The following is a 15,147-nucleotide window of genomic DNA, read 5'->3' as shown; positions in this document are numbered from 1 at the left end:
GGCCCACGACCACACCGAGGCCACCATGACCCTCATCATCCGTCACACCACGCTGGAAGAGATTTGCCCGCTGTATCAGCGCATCCCCGAATTCGGCAGCCGCCATACGCTGCACGATTTACGGCAGCGTATCGCCGATGCGCCATGCTGCCCGCTGATTGCCGAACTCGACGGCCAACCAGCCGGTTTCAAGTTGGGCTATCAAACGCAGCCGGACACCCTGTACAGCTGGCTGGGCGGCGTACTGCCGGCCTTTCGCCGCCACGGCGTCGCACAGGCCCTGCTGGCGGAACAACAGCATTGGGCGTGGGCGCAGGGCTATCGGCGGCTGACGGTAAAAACCCGCAATCAGTTTCGCGGCATGCTGATGCTGCTGATTGATAACGGTTATCGGATTGTTGAACTGGAAAAGAAAGGCGAAGTCGCTGATTATCGGCTATTACTGGAGAAAACCCGCTGACAACTTCCAGCTTGCATTTCACGGCGGAATACGTTGCGATCGGACAGAGACACCATACCTGTAAAGGAAGAAGGAAGCCCAATGCGTAAAGTAGCAACATTGATGGGAATCGGCCTGTTGGTCCTCGGCCTTGCGGCCTGCGACGGCGATACCAAAGACACCTCAGCGCCAGCCGGCGATGCCGCCGCCAGCGCCGCAGCCGGACAACAGGTAAATCTACTGGACGGTAAACTGACCTTTACCCTGCCCACCGGCATGTCCGATCAGAGCGGCAAGCTGGGCAATCAGGCCAATAATATGCACGTTTACGCCGACACCACCGGCCAGCGTGCGCTGATTGTCATTCTGGGTGATAAAACCGCCGACACGCTGGAAACCCTGGCACAACGCCTGGAAGAAAAGCAGCGTTCGCGCGATGCCAACCTGCAGGTCGTTACCAACAAGGCGATTGAAATTGACGGTGTACCGTTGCGCCAGCTGGACAGCATCATTGCCAGCGGCGGCGAAAAGGCCTACTCCTCGATCCTGATCGGTACGCTGGACAACCAGTTGCTGACCATTCAGGTGACGCTGCCGGCGGATAACCAACAGCAGGCGCAAACCGAAGCGGAAAGCATCATCAGCACGCTGAAACTGAAGCCATAAGTGCAGCTGGCCTCACCGGCACGCTGAAACTCACGCCGTAAACCCGGGGTCGGTACGCCGGCCCCGTTCCCGCCGCGCCACTCACGCCAGCGCCTGGGCCAACAGGGTGATAGGGTGTTCACAACGTTTGCCGGTCGACATTTCAATCTGCCATTTGCAGGTTTCACAATCGGTTACCACCAAATCTACCCCGCTTTGTTCAATCTGGCGAAACAGCGCGGCGCCAATGCCCTGCGAGGTATCATAGTTTTCCGATTTAAAGCCATAGGTGCCGGCAATACCGCAACACTGCGACTCCAATACCATCAGTTCCAGCCCGGGGATCTGCCGCAGCAGCTCTAGCGTATAGGCGGTCCAGCCCATTTTTTCCATGTGGCACGGAGTGTGGTAAGCCACCCGCAGCGGTGTATGCTTCAGCGGCAGCGTGCGCCCCTGGCTGAGCAGGCGATAAAGGTAGCGCGTCGCCAGCTCCACCCGATCCCGCACCGCGGAGGTATCGACCTCGAGCAAATGAGGGTATTCGTCGCGCAGCGTGAAGGTGCAGCTCGACGAGGTTGCCACCACCGGCATGCCCTGTTCCAGAACCGCAAGGCGCAGCGCGTCGGCATTGACGTTGGCCTGCCTTTTCGCCTGCTGGATAAAACCATTGGCGATCAGCGGCACGCCGCAACACTTCTCGCGTTTTAGCAACTGAACGCCGATATCCATCGCGTTGAATACCGCGATCAGATCCTTGCCCAGCTGCGGGTGATTATAGTTGACGAAACAGCCGTGGAAGAATGCCACTTGCTCGCCATACCGCGCCTGCTGCTGCACCTGCGAGCGATACCAACGGCGGAAGGTGCCGAAAGAATACTTCGGCAACGTGCGGCGATGATCGATTTTCAGCGCCTTGTCCAACAGTTTGCGTACCGGCTTCAGGCCGGTGGTGGCGTTGACCAGCGGCGCAAACGGCGTCGACAGCGAGCCCATGATGTCGGTATGGCTGAGAATGGCATCGCGCAGCGTTGGCCTGCTTTGGCTCAGGTTGGCGCGTGCACGCTGGATGATGTCGCCGATCTTGACCTCCGACGGGCAAGCCACTTCGCAGCGCTTGCAATTGGTGCAGTATTTCAGCGCCTCGTCATACAGCGCCGAGTCCTTCAGCCGCAGACGTTCGCCGTCCGGCCCGGCCTGTTTTGGCCCGGGATACAATGGATTGACCTTGGCTACCGGGCAGTAGGTGGTGCAGACGGTGCATTTGATACAATTTTCGAAACTGTTGTCTTTTAACAGGCTCATGCCGATTCTCCCTGCGCCACAATCTGTTGCGCGACATATAACCCGCCGAGCATCGATACGCCGGCACCACAACCTTGTTGCAGCGGATCGTAGCCGCCGGCCACCGCGCCAATCGCGTACAGGTTTTCCAGCGCCTGGCCCTGACGCAAGGCACGCAGCCGATCGTCCGTGCGGACGCCAAATTGCAGATAGGGCTGAGGCGCGAACAGATCGCGCCGGGTCCACTCGGCGCGATCTGCTTTGCTAAACACGTCCAGCCCGAACACCGGCTCATATATCCGCTCACGATCGGCCACCAGCCCATTGCTGAAAAAGCTGCCGCTGGCCAGCACCACCTGCCGCGCCCGCAGCGGGATATCGCCGTGGTTGCGGGTCATCAGGCCGGTGACCCGCCCGCCAGCGATTTCTGCCCGTAATACCCGATCTCCCGGCATCACCATACCGCCAAGCTGTTGAAAACGCTGCCGTAGTGCATGATGCAAACGCATACCGAGCACCGATGGCGGCAAGGTCGGCAACAGGCATACCGGTTTACCCAGCGTCTGTTGCAGCACCGCCAACGGGCGATCGCTTTCCAGTCCAAGGCAGGCCGGCAGGAAAACGGCCTGCGCGTCGCCGGCCAGGCGTTGAACTTCCTCTGCCAGCGCCTCTCCGTGCTGAGGCAAGTCGAGCAACCGGGCAATATTCACCGCACGAAATTCGCTGGGATTATTGCGTAGCCGGTCCAACGCGGGCAGATGCAGATGAGCTACCGTGGCATGCACGCCCAACGACTGCGACAACGAACTGGCAACCATTTGCGGCTGGAAATCGAGAAAGCCCTCGATGCCGATCGCCGCGATGCTATGCCAGGGCAAATCGCCATCCAACGGCGTAGTCGGTACCGCCTGCGGGCTGAGCCAGGTGGCGCGGCGCATGCCGAGTGGCGTAATGCGCAGATGATTGCGCCGGCTGTCACCATACAACGGCAGACCACAGCGTTGCAGCAAGCGCTCAGCCTCCCCCGCCAGCGCGCAGACCCGTGCCGCCCCCATCAGGCTGTAAGGATGTTGCGGCGCCTGCTGCGCCAGCGCCGGCAGCGCTTCCAGCGGTTCCGCCACCGCCGTGCCGTCCGGCAGTTGTGCCAACAGATCCAGCGAACCAGAGGAAAAATACAGCGCGCTCTGACCCGAGCTGACCACCACGCAGCGCCTGCCGCTTTCGGCCAGGCCAACGGCACAGCTTAAGCCGGCCAGGCCACCGCCGATCACTACCACATCAAATTGCATCGTCCGCCTCCTGCTCAACGTCGCCGCGTGCATCCAGCCCGCATAATCCCTGATAGACCCAACCGGTGAACTCACCTTCACGCAGCGCGTCACCCCAGGCGATGGGTTGCACTCCTTTCCAACGTTCATTGAGGAAATGTGATAACTGCGTGAGCGATTGCTGCGGCGTGGTGACGTTGAAGCGCGTTAGTAACCCGGCGGCACGGCAGGCGCACAGTTCGCCCTGACAGGTGCCCATGCCGACGCGAGTACGGCGGCGCAGATCGACCAGATTGTTCACCGTCAGCGAATCGACCGCATAACGCACCTCGCCGGCGGTCACCGCTTCGCATTCGCACACCAGACTGTTGGCCAGCCGGTCACCGGCCGGTACCTGGCTGGCGCGATCGCCGTGCCGATAGACAGCCGAACCGCGAATACTCGCCGGCAGCGCCACCACGCGGCGTGCGGTTTCCTCTGCCGACTGGCGCGAGCCGGGCAGCGCCTCCTGTGCGGTGGTACAGGGGCGGGTAACGCCCAGTTTTGTGCACACCGCGTCGGTGGCCCACTCCGCCATCAGCCGGTAGGTCATCAGCTTGCCGCCAGTAATGGTAATAAAACCCTCCAGCCCGTCGCGGGCGGCATGGTCCAGCAGTACGATACCGCGACTGACGTTACGGCCCGAGGGATCGTCGTCGCTGGCCACCAGCGGTCGCACGCCGGCGTAGGCGCGTAAAATCCGGGTTTGCGCCAGCGTCGGCGCCAGCAAGGCTCCTTCACGCAGCAGGATGTCCACTTCCTGTGGCGTCACCGCCATGTTGTCGATCCGATCGTAATCAATGTGGGTCGAGGTGGTGCCAATCAGCGAAATGGTATCGCCCGGCACCAGGATGTCGGCGTCTGCCGGCTTGCGGCAGCGGTTGATCACCATGTTGTTGATGCGATGGCCAAGAATCAGCAAGGCGCCCTTGGCCGGAAACATGCGCACGCGCAGATCGGCGTACTCGGCAATTTGCTGGCCCCAGATGCCAGCGGCGTTGACCACCACCTCGGCGCGAATTTCATACTGCCGGCGATTTTTATGGTCGTAAACGCGCACGCCGTTAACGCGATCGCCCATACGCAGTAAGCCGATCGCCTGATGATAGGTCAGGATCTGTGCGCCATGCTCGCGCGCGTCCAGCATATTGGCGGCGGTCAGGCGGAACGGGTCAACGGTGCCATCCGGCACCTTCACCGCGCCGATCAGCGCCGGATTGGCAGCCGGCTCCAGGCGCAGAGCTTCACCAGGGTCAATGGCCTCGGCGTTTATCCCGGCGCGTTGGCAGGCGGCGACAAACGTCTGCTGATAGCTCAGCGAATCCTGCGGCAAGGTAATGAACAGGCCGTCGCTGCGTTCAATACAGTGGTGGGCGATACGTTTGAGAATGCGGTTTTCCTCGATGCACTCACGCGCCGACTCGCCGTCGGTGACCGCATAGCGCGCCCCGCTATGCAGCAGCCCGTGATTGCGCCCGGTCGCGCCGGTGGCAATATCATGGCGCTCCAGCAATAGGCAACGCAGGCCGCGGCGCGCGCAGTCGCGAGCGATCCCTGCGCCGGTAGCGCCGCCGCCGATAATAATCACATCCGTTTCGCTTGCCGCTGAACAGTTGCTCATTCGCCCTTCCCCAGATTGCCGTTTGGGGCTATTGGGCCACAGTCAGTACGGGTTTTGTTTGATAAGGAACAATAACGAACCCAAAACGAAAGAAAAAAGTCCATAAAAAACCATGATTGTGATCATCATCACGACTTTTTTGGGTTTTTCTATTTCATAACGTTAACGAATCGCTCAAAATCCGCCGCAGTTTCATAAAAGTGTAACAATTGCGCCATGCATCACAGAGCCATCCAGGGGTTTTGACTAGCATGACGTTCGTTATGGAACAAAAAACGACACATTGATATCCGCTCAATCATCCCGCCATCTTTTGTGCCCGGGATGCAATAAACGATAAAGCCATCGGAGGCGCTCATGTTGAGTATTTTCAAGCCAGCTGCACACATTTCCCGTGTGCCGCTCGATAAGGTGGATCCGCTCTACCGTAAATTGCGCTGGCAAATTTTTCTGGGGATCTTCTTCGGCTACGCCGCTTACTATCTGGTGCGTAAAAACTTTACCCTGGCGATGCCTTATCTGATCGATCAGGGTTTCAGCCGTGGCGATCTGGGCTTCGCGCTGTCCGGTATTTCCATTGCCTATGGTTTTTCCAAGTTCATCATGGGCTCGGTTTCCGACCGTTCAAACCCACGGGTGTTCCTGCCGGCCGGCCTGATTCTGGCCGCTGCCGTGATGCTGTTCATGGGCTTCGTGCCCTGGGCTACCTCAAGCATTGCCGTGATGTTCGTGCTGCTGTTCCTCTGCGGCTGGTTCCAGGGCATGGGGTGGCCGCCGTGTGGCCGTACCATGGTGCACTGGTGGTCGCAAAAAGAACGCGGCGGCATCGTTTCGGTGTGGAACTGCGCCCATAACGTCGGCGGGGGCTTGCCGCCGCTGCTGTTCCTGCTGGGCATGGCCTGGTTCAACGACTGGCATGCAGCGCTGTACATGCCGGCGTTCGGCGCAATTCTGGTGGCCTTGATCGCCTTTGCGCTGATGCGTGATACGCCACAGTCCTGCGGGCTGCCGCCGATCGAAGAGTACAAAAACGACTACCCGGACGACTATTCGGAAAAAGCGGAAGAAGAGCTGACCGCCAAGCAAATCTTCATGCAGTATATTTTGCCGAACAAGCTGTTGTGGTACATCGCCGTCGCCAACGTGTTCGTGTACCTGCTGCGTTATGGCATTCTGGACTGGTCACCGACCTACCTGAAGGAAGTGAAGCACTTCGCGCTGGATAAATCGTCTTGGGCCTACTTCCTGTATGAATACGCCGGTATTCCGGGCACGCTGCTGTGCGGCTGGATGTCGGACAAGGTGTTCAAGGGCAACCGCGGCGCTACCGGCGTGTTCTTTATGACGCTGGTGACCATCGCCACCATCATTTACTGGCTCAATCCGGTCGGTAACCCAGGCATCGATATGGCGTGCATGATCACCATCGGCTTCCTGATCTACGGCCCGGTGATGCTGATCGGCCTGCACGCGCTGGAGCTGGCGCCGAAGAAAGCCGCCGGCACCGCCGCAGGCTTCACCGGGCTGTTCGGTTATCTGGGCGGCTCGGTCGCGGCCAGCGCCATCGTCGGCTATACCGTTGACTTCTTCGGTTGGGATGGCGGCTTTATGGTGATGATCGGTGGCAGCATCGGTGCGGTATTGCTGCTGCTGCTGACCATGATCAGCGAGAGAAAACACCACGCGGCCATTGCAGCCAAACGCGGTTAACCGTCACAGAAATAACGCATTATACCAAGGCCGCTCTGCGGCCTTCAGACTGATGACAAACCTCACTCCTGCAATGAAGGAGTAGAGGTCAATAAATAAAAAACCAGGGAAATCAATTTATTGATTTCCGGCCGATCACCACAAAGCAGGGAAAACCACGCTTTTTCCTGCTTTGTCAGCAACCTAAAGGCCGCTCTGCGGCCTTTTTACTACCCTGCCCACTCATGGAGAAGATTATGCGGACTCATGTCAAAGCCCTGCTGACAGGGATCATGTTAGCGACGTCGATCGGCGGCATCGCCCAGGCGGCCGACAAGGTGGTGATCGCCCACCGGGGCGCCAGCGGCTATCTGCCGGAGCACAGCCTGCCGGCGAAAGCCATGGCCTACGCCCAGGGCGCCGATTTCCTCGAGCAGGATCTGGTCATGACCAAGGATGACCAGCTGGTGGTGTTGCACGACCACTATCTCGATCGGGTAACCGACGTAGCGCAACGCTTCCCGGATCGCGCACGTAAAGACGGCCGTTACTACGCCATCGACTTTACGCTGGCGGAAATCAAGTCGCTGAAGTTCAGCGAAGGCTTTGACATCAAGGACGGCAAGCAGGTGCAGAGCTACCCGGGCCGTTTCCCGATGGGCAAGTCGGACTTCCGCGTGCATACCTTCCAGGAAGAAATTGAATTCGTGCAGGGACTGAACCACTCCACCGGCAAGAACATCGGCATTTACCCGGAAATCAAGGCGCCGTGGTTCCACCGTCAGGAAGGCAAGGACATTTCCAGCAAGGTGCTGGCGGTATTGAAGCAATACGGTTACACCGGCAAGAATGACAATGTGTATCTGCAATGCTTCGACGCCAACGAGCTGAAGCGCATCAAGAACCAGCTGGAACCGAAGATGGGGATGGATTTGAAGCTGGTCCAGCTGATTGCCTACACCGACTGGAACGAGACTTACGAGCAGAAGGCCGACGGCAGCTGGGTCAACTACGATTATGACCGGATGTTCAAGCCGGGCGCGATGAAGCAGATAGCCCAGTACGCCGATGGCATCGGGCCAGATTATCACATGCTGGTGAACGCCGATCTTTCCAAGCCTGGCCACATCGTGCTGACCGATATGGTGAAGGAGGCGCACGCCAGCAAGATGGCAGTGCATCCGTTTACCATTCGCGCCGACGCGCTGCCGAAATACGTCACCGACGTAAATCAGTTATACCAGGTGATCTACAACCAGGCCGGCGTCGACGGCGTCTTCACCGACTTCCCGGACAAGGGCGTGCAGTTCCTGCAAAAACAGGGGCAGCACCAATAAAAAACGGGGCGCTTTGGCGCCCCGGCTATTAGCGCAGGAACATCTCGCGCAGGTAGTGCGGCACCGCGTCGTCAATATTGGAACCGATCACTTCCAACTGCGGCAGCTTGTCTTTCAGGCGCTGGTGCGCGTCGCGCATGATGCAGCCCTTGCCCGCCATCGACAGCATTTCCAAATCGTTCATGCCGTCGCCAAACGCAATGCACTCCTTCAGCGAATAACCGATGATCTTCGCCACCTCTTCCAGCGCATGCCCCTTAGACACACCGCCGGCCATCACTTCCAGGCAGGTCGGGAACGAAAAGCTGACGTTGACCCGGTCGCCCCAGCGTGCGTTGATGGCATCTTCCAGCGTCAGCAGCTTGTCATGGTCGTCACAGGTGTAATACACCTTGCACACCCCATCGGTCTCCAGCAGGCCCGGCTCAAACAGCCGGTACTTGAAGACAGATTCGCGGAAGAACTCTTTTTGTTCCGGGCTCTCGCGGTCGATAAACCAGTCGTCGTTGCGATAAACGTTGGTGGTGATATCCGGATCGTTGTACTTCAAGCCATACAGATCGTGCGCAATATCACCGTCCAGATTGTGGCTGAAGATCAGTTCACCGGCGGTGTTATGCACTCGCGCGCCGTTGGAGGTGATCATAAATGCGCTGATCTCAAGGTTGTCGCGGATCTGCGAAACGTCGATGTGATGGCGGCCGGTGGCGAAAACAAAGTGAACGCCGCGCTGGGTCAGCAGCTTCAGGGTCTCTTTGGCGTAAGGCGACAGCGTATGGTCGGGGGATAGCAGCGTGCCATCCAAATCGGAAGCGACGACGTGATACATAGCGTTATGTTCTAACCTCTGATGGAGTTGTCGGCGGTAGGGTTACCACCTAAGTGTTGAGCAAAGAAGCGCAGGATTGCGTTCAGTGCTTCGGCGCGCATCGCGTCCCGCTCAAACAGGATCTCATGGCGAGCACCGTTGATAACCCGCGGTTTTCCCCCTTCGCAAGGGTGCCCCGCGTCTGACAATGCCTGACAAAAAGCCCGATGGGAACGGTTGTCGACCACCCGATCCTCACTGGCTTGCAATAATAAGAGTGGCGTGGCGATCTGCGCTGCGCCGGCAATCGCCCGTTGCCCGGCCAGCATGCTTTCCCGCACCCAGTGGTAGGTCGGACCGCCCAACTGCAGCTCAGGATAATCTGCATAATAGCGTACCGCACGCCGATAGCGCTCGCGACTGTGGGTCAGCATGTTGACCACATATGGCAATGGCCGCCATTGGCCGGTACCGATCGCATAATAATCACGGACGCTGGGGTGTTTTTCTGCCCAGTTGAGGATGCGGCTCGCCATCCAGACCGGCATCGGCAGTATAATACCGAACATCGGTGCGCACAGCGCGGCGGCGTCAAACGCCTGCGGCTGGCGGGCCAAAAACTGCGCCAGTATCGCGCCGCCCATGGAATGCGCCAACGCAACCCGCTGTCGATAGCCGAGCGGTACCACTTCCTGCTGGTAAAAACGGCTGAAATCCTCAACGTAATCGGCAAAGTTTACCACATGACCACGGTGGGGATCCGCCAGTAAACGGCCGGACCGCCCCTGGCCACGGTGGTCGAGGATCATCACATCGTAACCGCAGTGGAATAGATCGTAGGCGACTTCCGGATATTTAACGTAGCTTTCAATGCGCCCGGGGCTGATCACCACCACCCGCCGATGGTGCGAAGCACTGAAACGCACAAAGCGAATCGGCACCCCGCCGACGCCGCTGAACTCCCCCTCCTGACGCTGCCGCCAGAAATCGAGCAATGGCCCGGTCGCAAAAGCGGCAAAATGCGTTTCGCGCGTTAACCATTCATCAGGGCTGAGTATAAACGACGTCATGAAATGCGGTTTCCTTCACTCGCCAAACGCAGCGCATTGTGGCCTATGGCGTAAAAAATCATACTGGCGTATTGTGATGCGCATCTTACAAAAAGTGACGCGATACCGGCGTATTGTGGCATAAAACGGCGCTTTGAGGGAGTTTCGCAATGACCGTAGACTGGTGGCTGACCTATCTGGTAACCACGATTATCCTCAGTTTGTCCCCCGGTTCGGGTGCCATCAACACCATGAGTACCGGCATCAGTCACGGCTATCGCGGCGCAGCGGCTTCCATTGCCGGATTGCAGCTCGGGCTGAGCATCCACATTGTGCTGGTCGGCATCGGGCTCGGTGCGCTGATTTCACAGTCGCTGCTGGCGTTCGAAATGCTGAAATGGCTTGGTGCCGCCTATCTGGTATGGCTCGGCATCCAACAATGGCGCGCCGCCGGGGCGCTGGATCTGCATACGCTGGCAGGCAGCATGCCGCGTCGTCGTTTGTTCAGCCGCGCGGTGCTGGTCAACCTGACCAACCCGAAGAGCATCGTGTTTCTGGCCGCGCTGTTCCCGCAATTTATTCTGCCCAATCAGCCGCAGGCCGAGCAGTACCTGGTACTCGGCGTCACCACCGTGGTGGTGGATATCCTGGTGATGATCGGCTATGCCACGCTGGCCACGCGTATCGCCCGCTGGCTGAAGACGCCACGCCAGATGCAGCTGCTCAACCGCATCTTTGGCTCGCTGTTCATTCTGGTGGCGGGACTGCTGGCGACCGCCAGAAAGGCCTGAGAAGGTGACGGACAGGCGGGTGACAGCGGTTCTAACGCCCGCACATCCCGCCCGGTAACACGACCTAGCGGGTAAAGATCAGGTGCAAGCCAAATCCGGTGAACAACACCCCCGCCAGCCCGTCGATCCATTTTGCCAGTCGCTGATAGCCACGGCGCATCGCCGGCAATGCAAACACCACCGCTACCAGACTGAACCAGATAAAGGTTTCAGCCACAATCAGCAGGAACAGTCCCCAGCGCGCGCCAGCGCCAACGTCGTCGCCGACAAACAGCGAGAACACGCTGCCGAAGTAAATCACCGCCTTCGGGTTCGACAGGTTGGTCAGCAGGCCACGAATAAAGCTGCGGCCGGGTTTTGGCAACGCGACCTGTACCTCGCCGCTGGCCGTTGGCCCGGCGTTTTGCGCGCGGGCGGAGCGCAGCAGCTGCCACCCCATCCAGCACAGGTAAATCCCGCCGCCGACCATGATTACCTGATGCAGCCAGGCCATTTTCTGCAGGATCAGGTGCAGACCCATCAGCGCCACGCCGGCCCATACCACGATGCCCAGCGAAATGCCGAGCACCCCCATCATCGCTTCGCGACGGGAGCGGCTAGCCGCAGTCTGGGAAACAAAAAAGAAATCCGGACCCGGACTCATCAGTGCAATCAGGTGCACCAGCGCCACCGTCAGAAACAGCATCAGCATTTTCAGTGATTCCTAGTCGTCGTCATTATCGAGATGGTCGCGGATCATCGCCATAAACGGCGAACCAAAGCGTTCCAGTTTGCGTTGCCCCACACCGTTGACGCTGAGCAGTTCGCTGGCCTTGGTCGGCATCTGTTCAGCCATTTCCAGCAGCGTGGTGTCGTTGAACACCACGTAGGGCGGAATGTTTTCTTCGTCGGCAATAGATTTGCGCAGCTTGCGCAATTTGGCAAACAGTTTGCGATCGTAGTTGCCGCCGTAGGTTTTCTGACCGCCGCCGCTGCGCGGCTTCAGACTCTGAATCCGCGGCACCGCCAGTTGCAACGGCGCTTCACCGCGCAGTACCGGACGAGCTGCTTCGGTGAGCTGTAGCGCCGAATGCAGGGCAATATTTTGCGTAATGAAGCCCAGATGAATCAGTTGGCGCAGTACGCTGGTCCAGTGTTCGGTGGTGCGATCGCGGCCAATGCCGTACACCGGCAATTTGTCATGGCCGAATTCGCGAATGCGCTGGTTGTTGGAACCGCGCAGTACTTCGACCACGTAACCGATGCCGAACCGCTGTCCAACGCGGCCAATCGCTGATAGCGCCTTGCGCGCATCCTCCAGCCCGTCGTAACGTTTTGGCGGATCGAGACAAATGTCGCAGTTACCGCAGGCCTGCTGCTTGCCTTCGCCAAAGTAGTTCAGCAACACCAGGCGGCGGCAGGTTTGCGCCTCGGCAAACGCGCTCATTGCGTTCAGCTTATGCCGTTCAATGTCCAGTTGCTGGCCGGCCGGTTTTTCCTCCAGACAGCGACGCAACCAGGCCATATCGGCCGGATCGTATAACAGAATGGCTTCCGCCGGCAGGCCGTCGCGCCCGGCGCGGCCAGTTTCCTGGTAATAGGATTCGATGTTGCGCGGAATGTCGAAATGCACCACAAAGCGCACGTTGGGCTTGTTGATACCCATGCCAAAGGCGACGGTGGCCACCACCACCTGCAAATCGTCACGCTGGAACGCCTCCTGTACCTGGGCGCGGCGCTCGTTGTCCAGCCCGGCATGATATGCCGCAACGCTCAAACCACGGCTTTGCAGGCGCGCGGTGGTGTCTTCCACCTTGGCGCGGCTGTTGCAATAAATAATGCCGCTTTTGCCACGCTGATCCTGTACAAAGCGCCAGAGCTGGTCGAGTGGTTTGAACTTTTCCACCAGCGTGTAGCGGATGTTCGGCCGATCGAAGCTGCTGACCTGCACCAACGGATCGTGCAGTGCCAGCAGGCGGGTAATGTCGCCACGTGTCGCCTCGTCGGCGGTAGCGGTCAGGGCAATCACCGGCATCGAGGGGAAACGCTGCTTCAACTGGCCGAGCGCCCGGTATTCCGGGCGGAAATCGTGTCCCCACTGCGAAATGCAGTGCGCTTCATCTACCGCCAGCAGCGCCGGTTGGCAATGATCGAGCAGATCGAGGAAGCTGTCCATCATCAACCGTTCGGGTGCGATATACAGCAGCTTCACATTGCCACTGCGGCAACCGGCCATCACCTCGAGCTGTTGCTCGCGCGTCTGGGTGGAGTTATAGCAGGCCGCAGACACCCCATAGGCCAGTAATTGATCGACCTGATCCTTCATCAACGAAATCAACGGGGAAACCACCAGCGTCAGCCCGTCCATCACCAGCGCCGGGATTTGGTAGCATAACGATTTACCGCCGCCGGTCGGCATTACTACCAGGCAGTCCTGCCCGTTGATAGCCGCATTGATAATCGTTTGTTGTCCCGGACGGAATTGCTGATAGCCGAAGGTGTCACGTAACACCTGTTCTGCCAGCAACTCTCTGTTTATCACTGCTGCGGTAGACACACACTTCCCCATTTTTATCGCTGCGGCGCATCAACGCGCCGCCTTTATGACTGCCAGATTACATAATATCGTTAAGCATGACACCAACGCCAACCCGTGTCTGCCGGAAGTTGTAGTCGATCAGCGATTCGCCGTAACCGCTAAACACCTGGGTGTAGAAGCGCACGTGCTTGGTGATCGGGTAACTCCAGCCCAGTTCCGCGCCACCGAAACCACTGTTCCAGTTATAATGGCCGTCAACGCTGAACACGCTGTCACCCCAGGCATAACCCACCTTCAGCCGGTAATGGCCCATGTACTTGGTGATGTCCGGGTTATCGTCGCTGCTGGCGCTTTCCGAAAAGCGCAGCCATGGTTTAACGTCCACCTGCCAGTTGCCGTTTTGCGCCATCAGGCGCGCATAGGCGCGGTTCCAACTGCGTGAGGTCGGTTCCGAACGGCCGTTGGACTGGTGGTTCAGACCGATTTCCACGTCGCGCAGCGTCCAGCCGGCGAAGCTGTAGTCGGTCGCCCAACCAAGAAACACCTGCGGTTCGTAGTTGGTTTCGCGGAACGGCGAAGATTGGCCGCTGTTGGACAACTGCCACCACGAGCGCTGAGTATAGGACGCGCCGAGCACCGAGTTTTCACCGGCGATGCCGCGCCACAGCGGGAACGCCAGGCTGAGCTGGAACTTCACCTCGTCCTTGCGCGCTTTATCCGACCAGTTGTAGGTTTCGATGGCTTCTTTGTTGAGATCGCTGGTATCGGTGTACAGCACATAGTTGGTGTCGTACGGATACAGCGTGAACGGATTATCGTGTGATTGCAGCATGTTGGCGATAATGCTGCCGCGTACTGCCGGTTTATCATGTATTTCTTGTTCTTTGGCTTCTTCGGCCTGCACCAGCGCCGGCGCCAACAGCATCGCCAAAATAACCCCTGACAGAATGCGCATAACTTCATCACTCCAGCAAAATAAAAACAAACCCTGAAAGAAAAAACAGGCCATTTTACACACAAAGCACGTTTTACAGCAGTGCGGAATGCTTTTATTGGATTAGTCTGGAAAGCAACAAAGGTTAAGCATAAAATCAACAAATCATTAACCTGGACTGACCAGTAGCTTATACCGTCAAACCAACGAGAAGAATCAATGTCATGTCGACCACTCCTCTTACCCTAGAAGCCGCCCGCCAGAAGATTGGCGAAATCTTTGTTTACCACATGCCGTTCAACCGCGAACTGGGGTTGGAACTGCGACGTTTTGATGATGACTGCGTGGAACTGACCTTCACCAATCAGGCCAAACTGGTGGGCAACGCCGCCCAGCGCATCCTGCATGGCGGGGTGATCGCCTCGGTACTTGACGTCGCTGCCGGCCTGGCCTGCGTCGGCAGCGTGCTGATGCGCCAGGATCCGCTGATTGAGCAAGAGCTGACTGCACGTCTGGCGCGTATGGGTACCATCGACCTGCGGGTGGACTATCTGCGCCCTGGCCGCGGCGAGCATTTCGTCGCTTCCGCCTCGGTATTGCGCAGCGGCAACAAGGTGGCGGTGGCCCGCGTCGAACTGCACAACCACGACGGCCTGCATATCGCCAGCGCTACCGCCACTTATCTGGTGGGGTGATTGTGCCCGGTGAGTGACTTCAGTACACTCACC

14 protein-coding genes are annotated in these 15,147 nt (G+C 58.7%); 6 read left to right on the top strand and 8 right to left on the bottom strand.

What is annotated here, in order from left to right; translation table 11 throughout:
- The first annotated feature begins 25 nt into the window (after positions 1-25).
- Together NYE85_RS05790 and NYE85_RS05785 are read left to right on the top strand one after the other, a co-directional pair.
- Entirely contained in the window at positions 26-460 is a 435-nt protein-coding gene (locus NYE85_RS05790) for a GNAT family N-acetyltransferase (protein WP_259003663.1), read from the top strand.
- 81 nt (positions 461-541) lie between these two features.
- A complete protein-coding gene (locus tag NYE85_RS05785) occupies positions 542-1,105 on the top strand; it encodes a DcrB family lipoprotein (protein ID WP_259003662.1) in 564 nt (187 codons plus the stop codon).
- A gap of 81 nt (positions 1,106-1,186) precedes the next feature.
- On the opposite strand, the gene glpC is transcribed toward NYE85_RS05785, so the two are convergent.
- From glpC to glpA, 3 genes are read right to left on the bottom strand one after another with little or no spacing between them, the layout of a single operon-like run.
- On the bottom strand, positions 1,187-2,386 hold the full coding sequence (gene glpC, locus NYE85_RS05780; RefSeq protein ID WP_259003661.1) for an anaerobic glycerol-3-phosphate dehydrogenase subunit GlpC: 1,200 nt from the start codon (positions 2,384-2,386) through the stop codon (positions 1,187-1,189).
- Positions 2,383-3,654: a glycerol-3-phosphate dehydrogenase subunit GlpB gene (gene glpB / locus NYE85_RS05775; RefSeq protein ID WP_259003660.1), complete on the bottom strand. Its 1,272-nt coding sequence runs from the start codon at positions 3,652-3,654 to the stop codon at positions 2,383-2,385. The genes glpC and glpB overlap by 4 nt, the downstream gene beginning before the upstream one ends.
- The gene (glpA, locus tag NYE85_RS05770) at positions 3,644-5,293 is read right to left on the bottom strand and encodes an anaerobic glycerol-3-phosphate dehydrogenase subunit A (protein WP_259003659.1); all 1,650 of its coding nucleotides are present in this window, start codon (positions 5,291-5,293) and stop codon (positions 3,644-3,646) included. Before glpA ends, glpB begins: the two co-directional genes overlap by 11 nt.
- A 357-nt stretch (positions 5,294-5,650) precedes the next feature.
- Between glpA and glpT the strand changes: the two genes are divergently transcribed.
- Entirely contained in the window at positions 5,651-7,003 is a 1,353-nt protein-coding gene (gene glpT, locus NYE85_RS05765) for a glycerol-3-phosphate transporter (protein ID WP_259003657.1), read from the top strand.
- Between the two features lie 236 nt (positions 7,004-7,239).
- Positions 7,240-8,319: a glycerophosphodiester phosphodiesterase gene (gene glpQ, locus NYE85_RS05760; protein ID WP_259003655.1), complete on the top strand. Its 1,080-nt coding sequence runs from the start codon at positions 7,240-7,242 to the stop codon at positions 8,317-8,319.
- 28 nt (positions 8,320-8,347) lie between these two features.
- Here the strand turns inward: glpQ and yigL are convergent, their stop codons facing one another.
- Together yigL and pldB are read right to left on the bottom strand one after the other, a co-directional pair.
- Positions 8,348-9,148, bottom strand: coding sequence for a sugar/pyridoxal phosphate phosphatase YigL (gene yigL, locus NYE85_RS05755; protein ID WP_259003653.1), 801 nt, complete (start codon positions 9,146-9,148; stop codon positions 8,348-8,350).
- Between the two features lie 11 nt (positions 9,149-9,159).
- On the bottom strand, positions 9,160-10,197 hold the full coding sequence (pldB, locus tag NYE85_RS05750; protein WP_259003651.1) for a lysophospholipase L2: 1,038 nt from the start codon (positions 10,195-10,197) through the stop codon (positions 9,160-9,162).
- A 149-nt stretch (positions 10,198-10,346) separates the two neighbouring features.
- Here pldB and rhtB point away from each other — a divergent pair, with 149 nt between their 5' ends.
- Positions 10,347-10,967 carry a homoserine/homoserine lactone efflux protein gene (rhtB, locus tag NYE85_RS05745; RefSeq protein WP_259003650.1) on the top strand — a complete coding sequence of 207 codons (621 nt, stop codon included), beginning with the start codon at positions 10,347-10,349 and terminating at the stop codon, positions 10,965-10,967.
- A 64-nt stretch (positions 10,968-11,031) separates the two neighbouring features.
- Here the strand turns inward: rhtB and rhtC are convergent, their stop codons facing one another.
- Genes rhtC through pldA form a run of 3 tightly spaced genes read right to left on the bottom strand, consistent with a single transcriptional unit; the run spans position 11,032 to position 14,440 of the window.
- Positions 11,032-11,658: a threonine export protein RhtC gene (rhtC, locus tag NYE85_RS05740; protein WP_259003649.1), complete on the bottom strand. Its 627-nt coding sequence runs from the start codon at positions 11,656-11,658 to the stop codon at positions 11,032-11,034.
- A gap of 12 nt (positions 11,659-11,670) precedes the next feature.
- The gene (recQ, locus tag NYE85_RS05735; protein WP_259003647.1) at positions 11,671-13,503 is read right to left on the bottom strand and encodes an ATP-dependent DNA helicase RecQ; all 1,833 of its coding nucleotides are present in this window, start codon (positions 13,501-13,503) and stop codon (positions 11,671-11,673) included.
- Positions 13,504-13,561: 58 nt separating this feature from the next.
- Entirely contained in the window at positions 13,562-14,440 is an 879-nt protein-coding gene (pldA, locus tag NYE85_RS05730; RefSeq protein WP_259003646.1) for a phospholipase A, read from the bottom strand.
- A gap of 203 nt (positions 14,441-14,643) precedes the next feature.
- Here pldA and NYE85_RS05725 point away from each other — a divergent pair, with 203 nt between their 5' ends.
- Positions 14,644-15,114 carry a thioesterase family protein gene (locus NYE85_RS05725; RefSeq protein WP_259003644.1) on the top strand — a complete coding sequence of 157 codons (471 nt, stop codon included), beginning with the start codon at positions 14,644-14,646 and terminating at the stop codon, positions 15,112-15,114.
- The last annotated feature ends 33 nt before the right edge of the window (positions 15,115-15,147 follow it).

Origin of the sequence: Serratia sp. AKBS12 (assembly GCF_024793895.1) — a bacterium.
In the GTDB taxonomy this organism is placed as follows: Bacteria; Pseudomonadota; Gammaproteobacteria; order Enterobacterales; family Enterobacteriaceae; genus Serratia_F.
The sequence above is the reverse complement of the archived record's forward strand: the minus strand, read 5'-3'. Positions and strand labels throughout refer to the sequence as shown.

What these genes read in the sequence shown, in the direction of transcription:
- NYE85_RS05790 (WP_259003663.1), top strand. Translation starts at nt 26, where the DNA reads ATGACCCTCATCATCCGTCACACCACGCTGGAAGAGATTTGCCCGCTG.
- NYE85_RS05785 (WP_259003662.1), top strand. Translation starts at nt 542, where the DNA reads ATGCGTAAAGTAGCAACATTGATGGGAATCGGCCTGTTGGTCCTCGGC.
- glpC (WP_259003661.1), bottom strand. Translation starts at nt 2,386, where the DNA reads ATGAGCCTGTTAAAAGACAACAGTTTCGAAAATTGTATCAAATGCACC.
- glpB (WP_259003660.1), bottom strand. Translation starts at nt 3,654, where the DNA reads ATGCAATTTGATGTGGTAGTGATCGGCGGTGGCCTGGCCGGCTTAAGC.
- glpA (WP_259003659.1), bottom strand. Translation starts at nt 5,293, where the DNA reads ATGAGCAACTGTTCAGCGGCAAGCGAAACGGATGTGATTATTATCGGC.
- glpT (WP_259003657.1), top strand. Translation starts at nt 5,651, where the DNA reads ATGTTGAGTATTTTCAAGCCAGCTGCACACATTTCCCGTGTGCCGCTC.
- glpQ (WP_259003655.1), top strand. Translation starts at nt 7,240, where the DNA reads ATGCGGACTCATGTCAAAGCCCTGCTGACAGGGATCATGTTAGCGACG.
- yigL (WP_259003653.1), bottom strand. Translation starts at nt 9,148, where the DNA reads ATGTATCACGTCGTCGCTTCCGATTTGGATGGCACGCTGCTATCCCCC.
- pldB (WP_259003651.1), bottom strand. Translation starts at nt 10,197, where the DNA reads ATGACGTCGTTTATACTCAGCCCTGATGAATGGTTAACGCGCGAAACG.
- rhtB (WP_259003650.1), top strand. Translation starts at nt 10,347, where the DNA reads ATGACCGTAGACTGGTGGCTGACCTATCTGGTAACCACGATTATCCTC.
- rhtC (WP_259003649.1), bottom strand. Translation starts at nt 11,658, where the DNA reads ATGCTGATGCTGTTTCTGACGGTGGCGCTGGTGCACCTGATTGCACTG.
- pldA (WP_259003646.1), bottom strand. Translation starts at nt 14,440, where the DNA reads ATGCGCATTCTGTCAGGGGTTATTTTGGCGATGCTGTTGGCGCCGGCG.
- NYE85_RS05725 (WP_259003644.1), top strand. Translation starts at nt 14,644, where the DNA reads ATGTCGACCACTCCTCTTACCCTAGAAGCCGCCCGCCAGAAGATTGGC.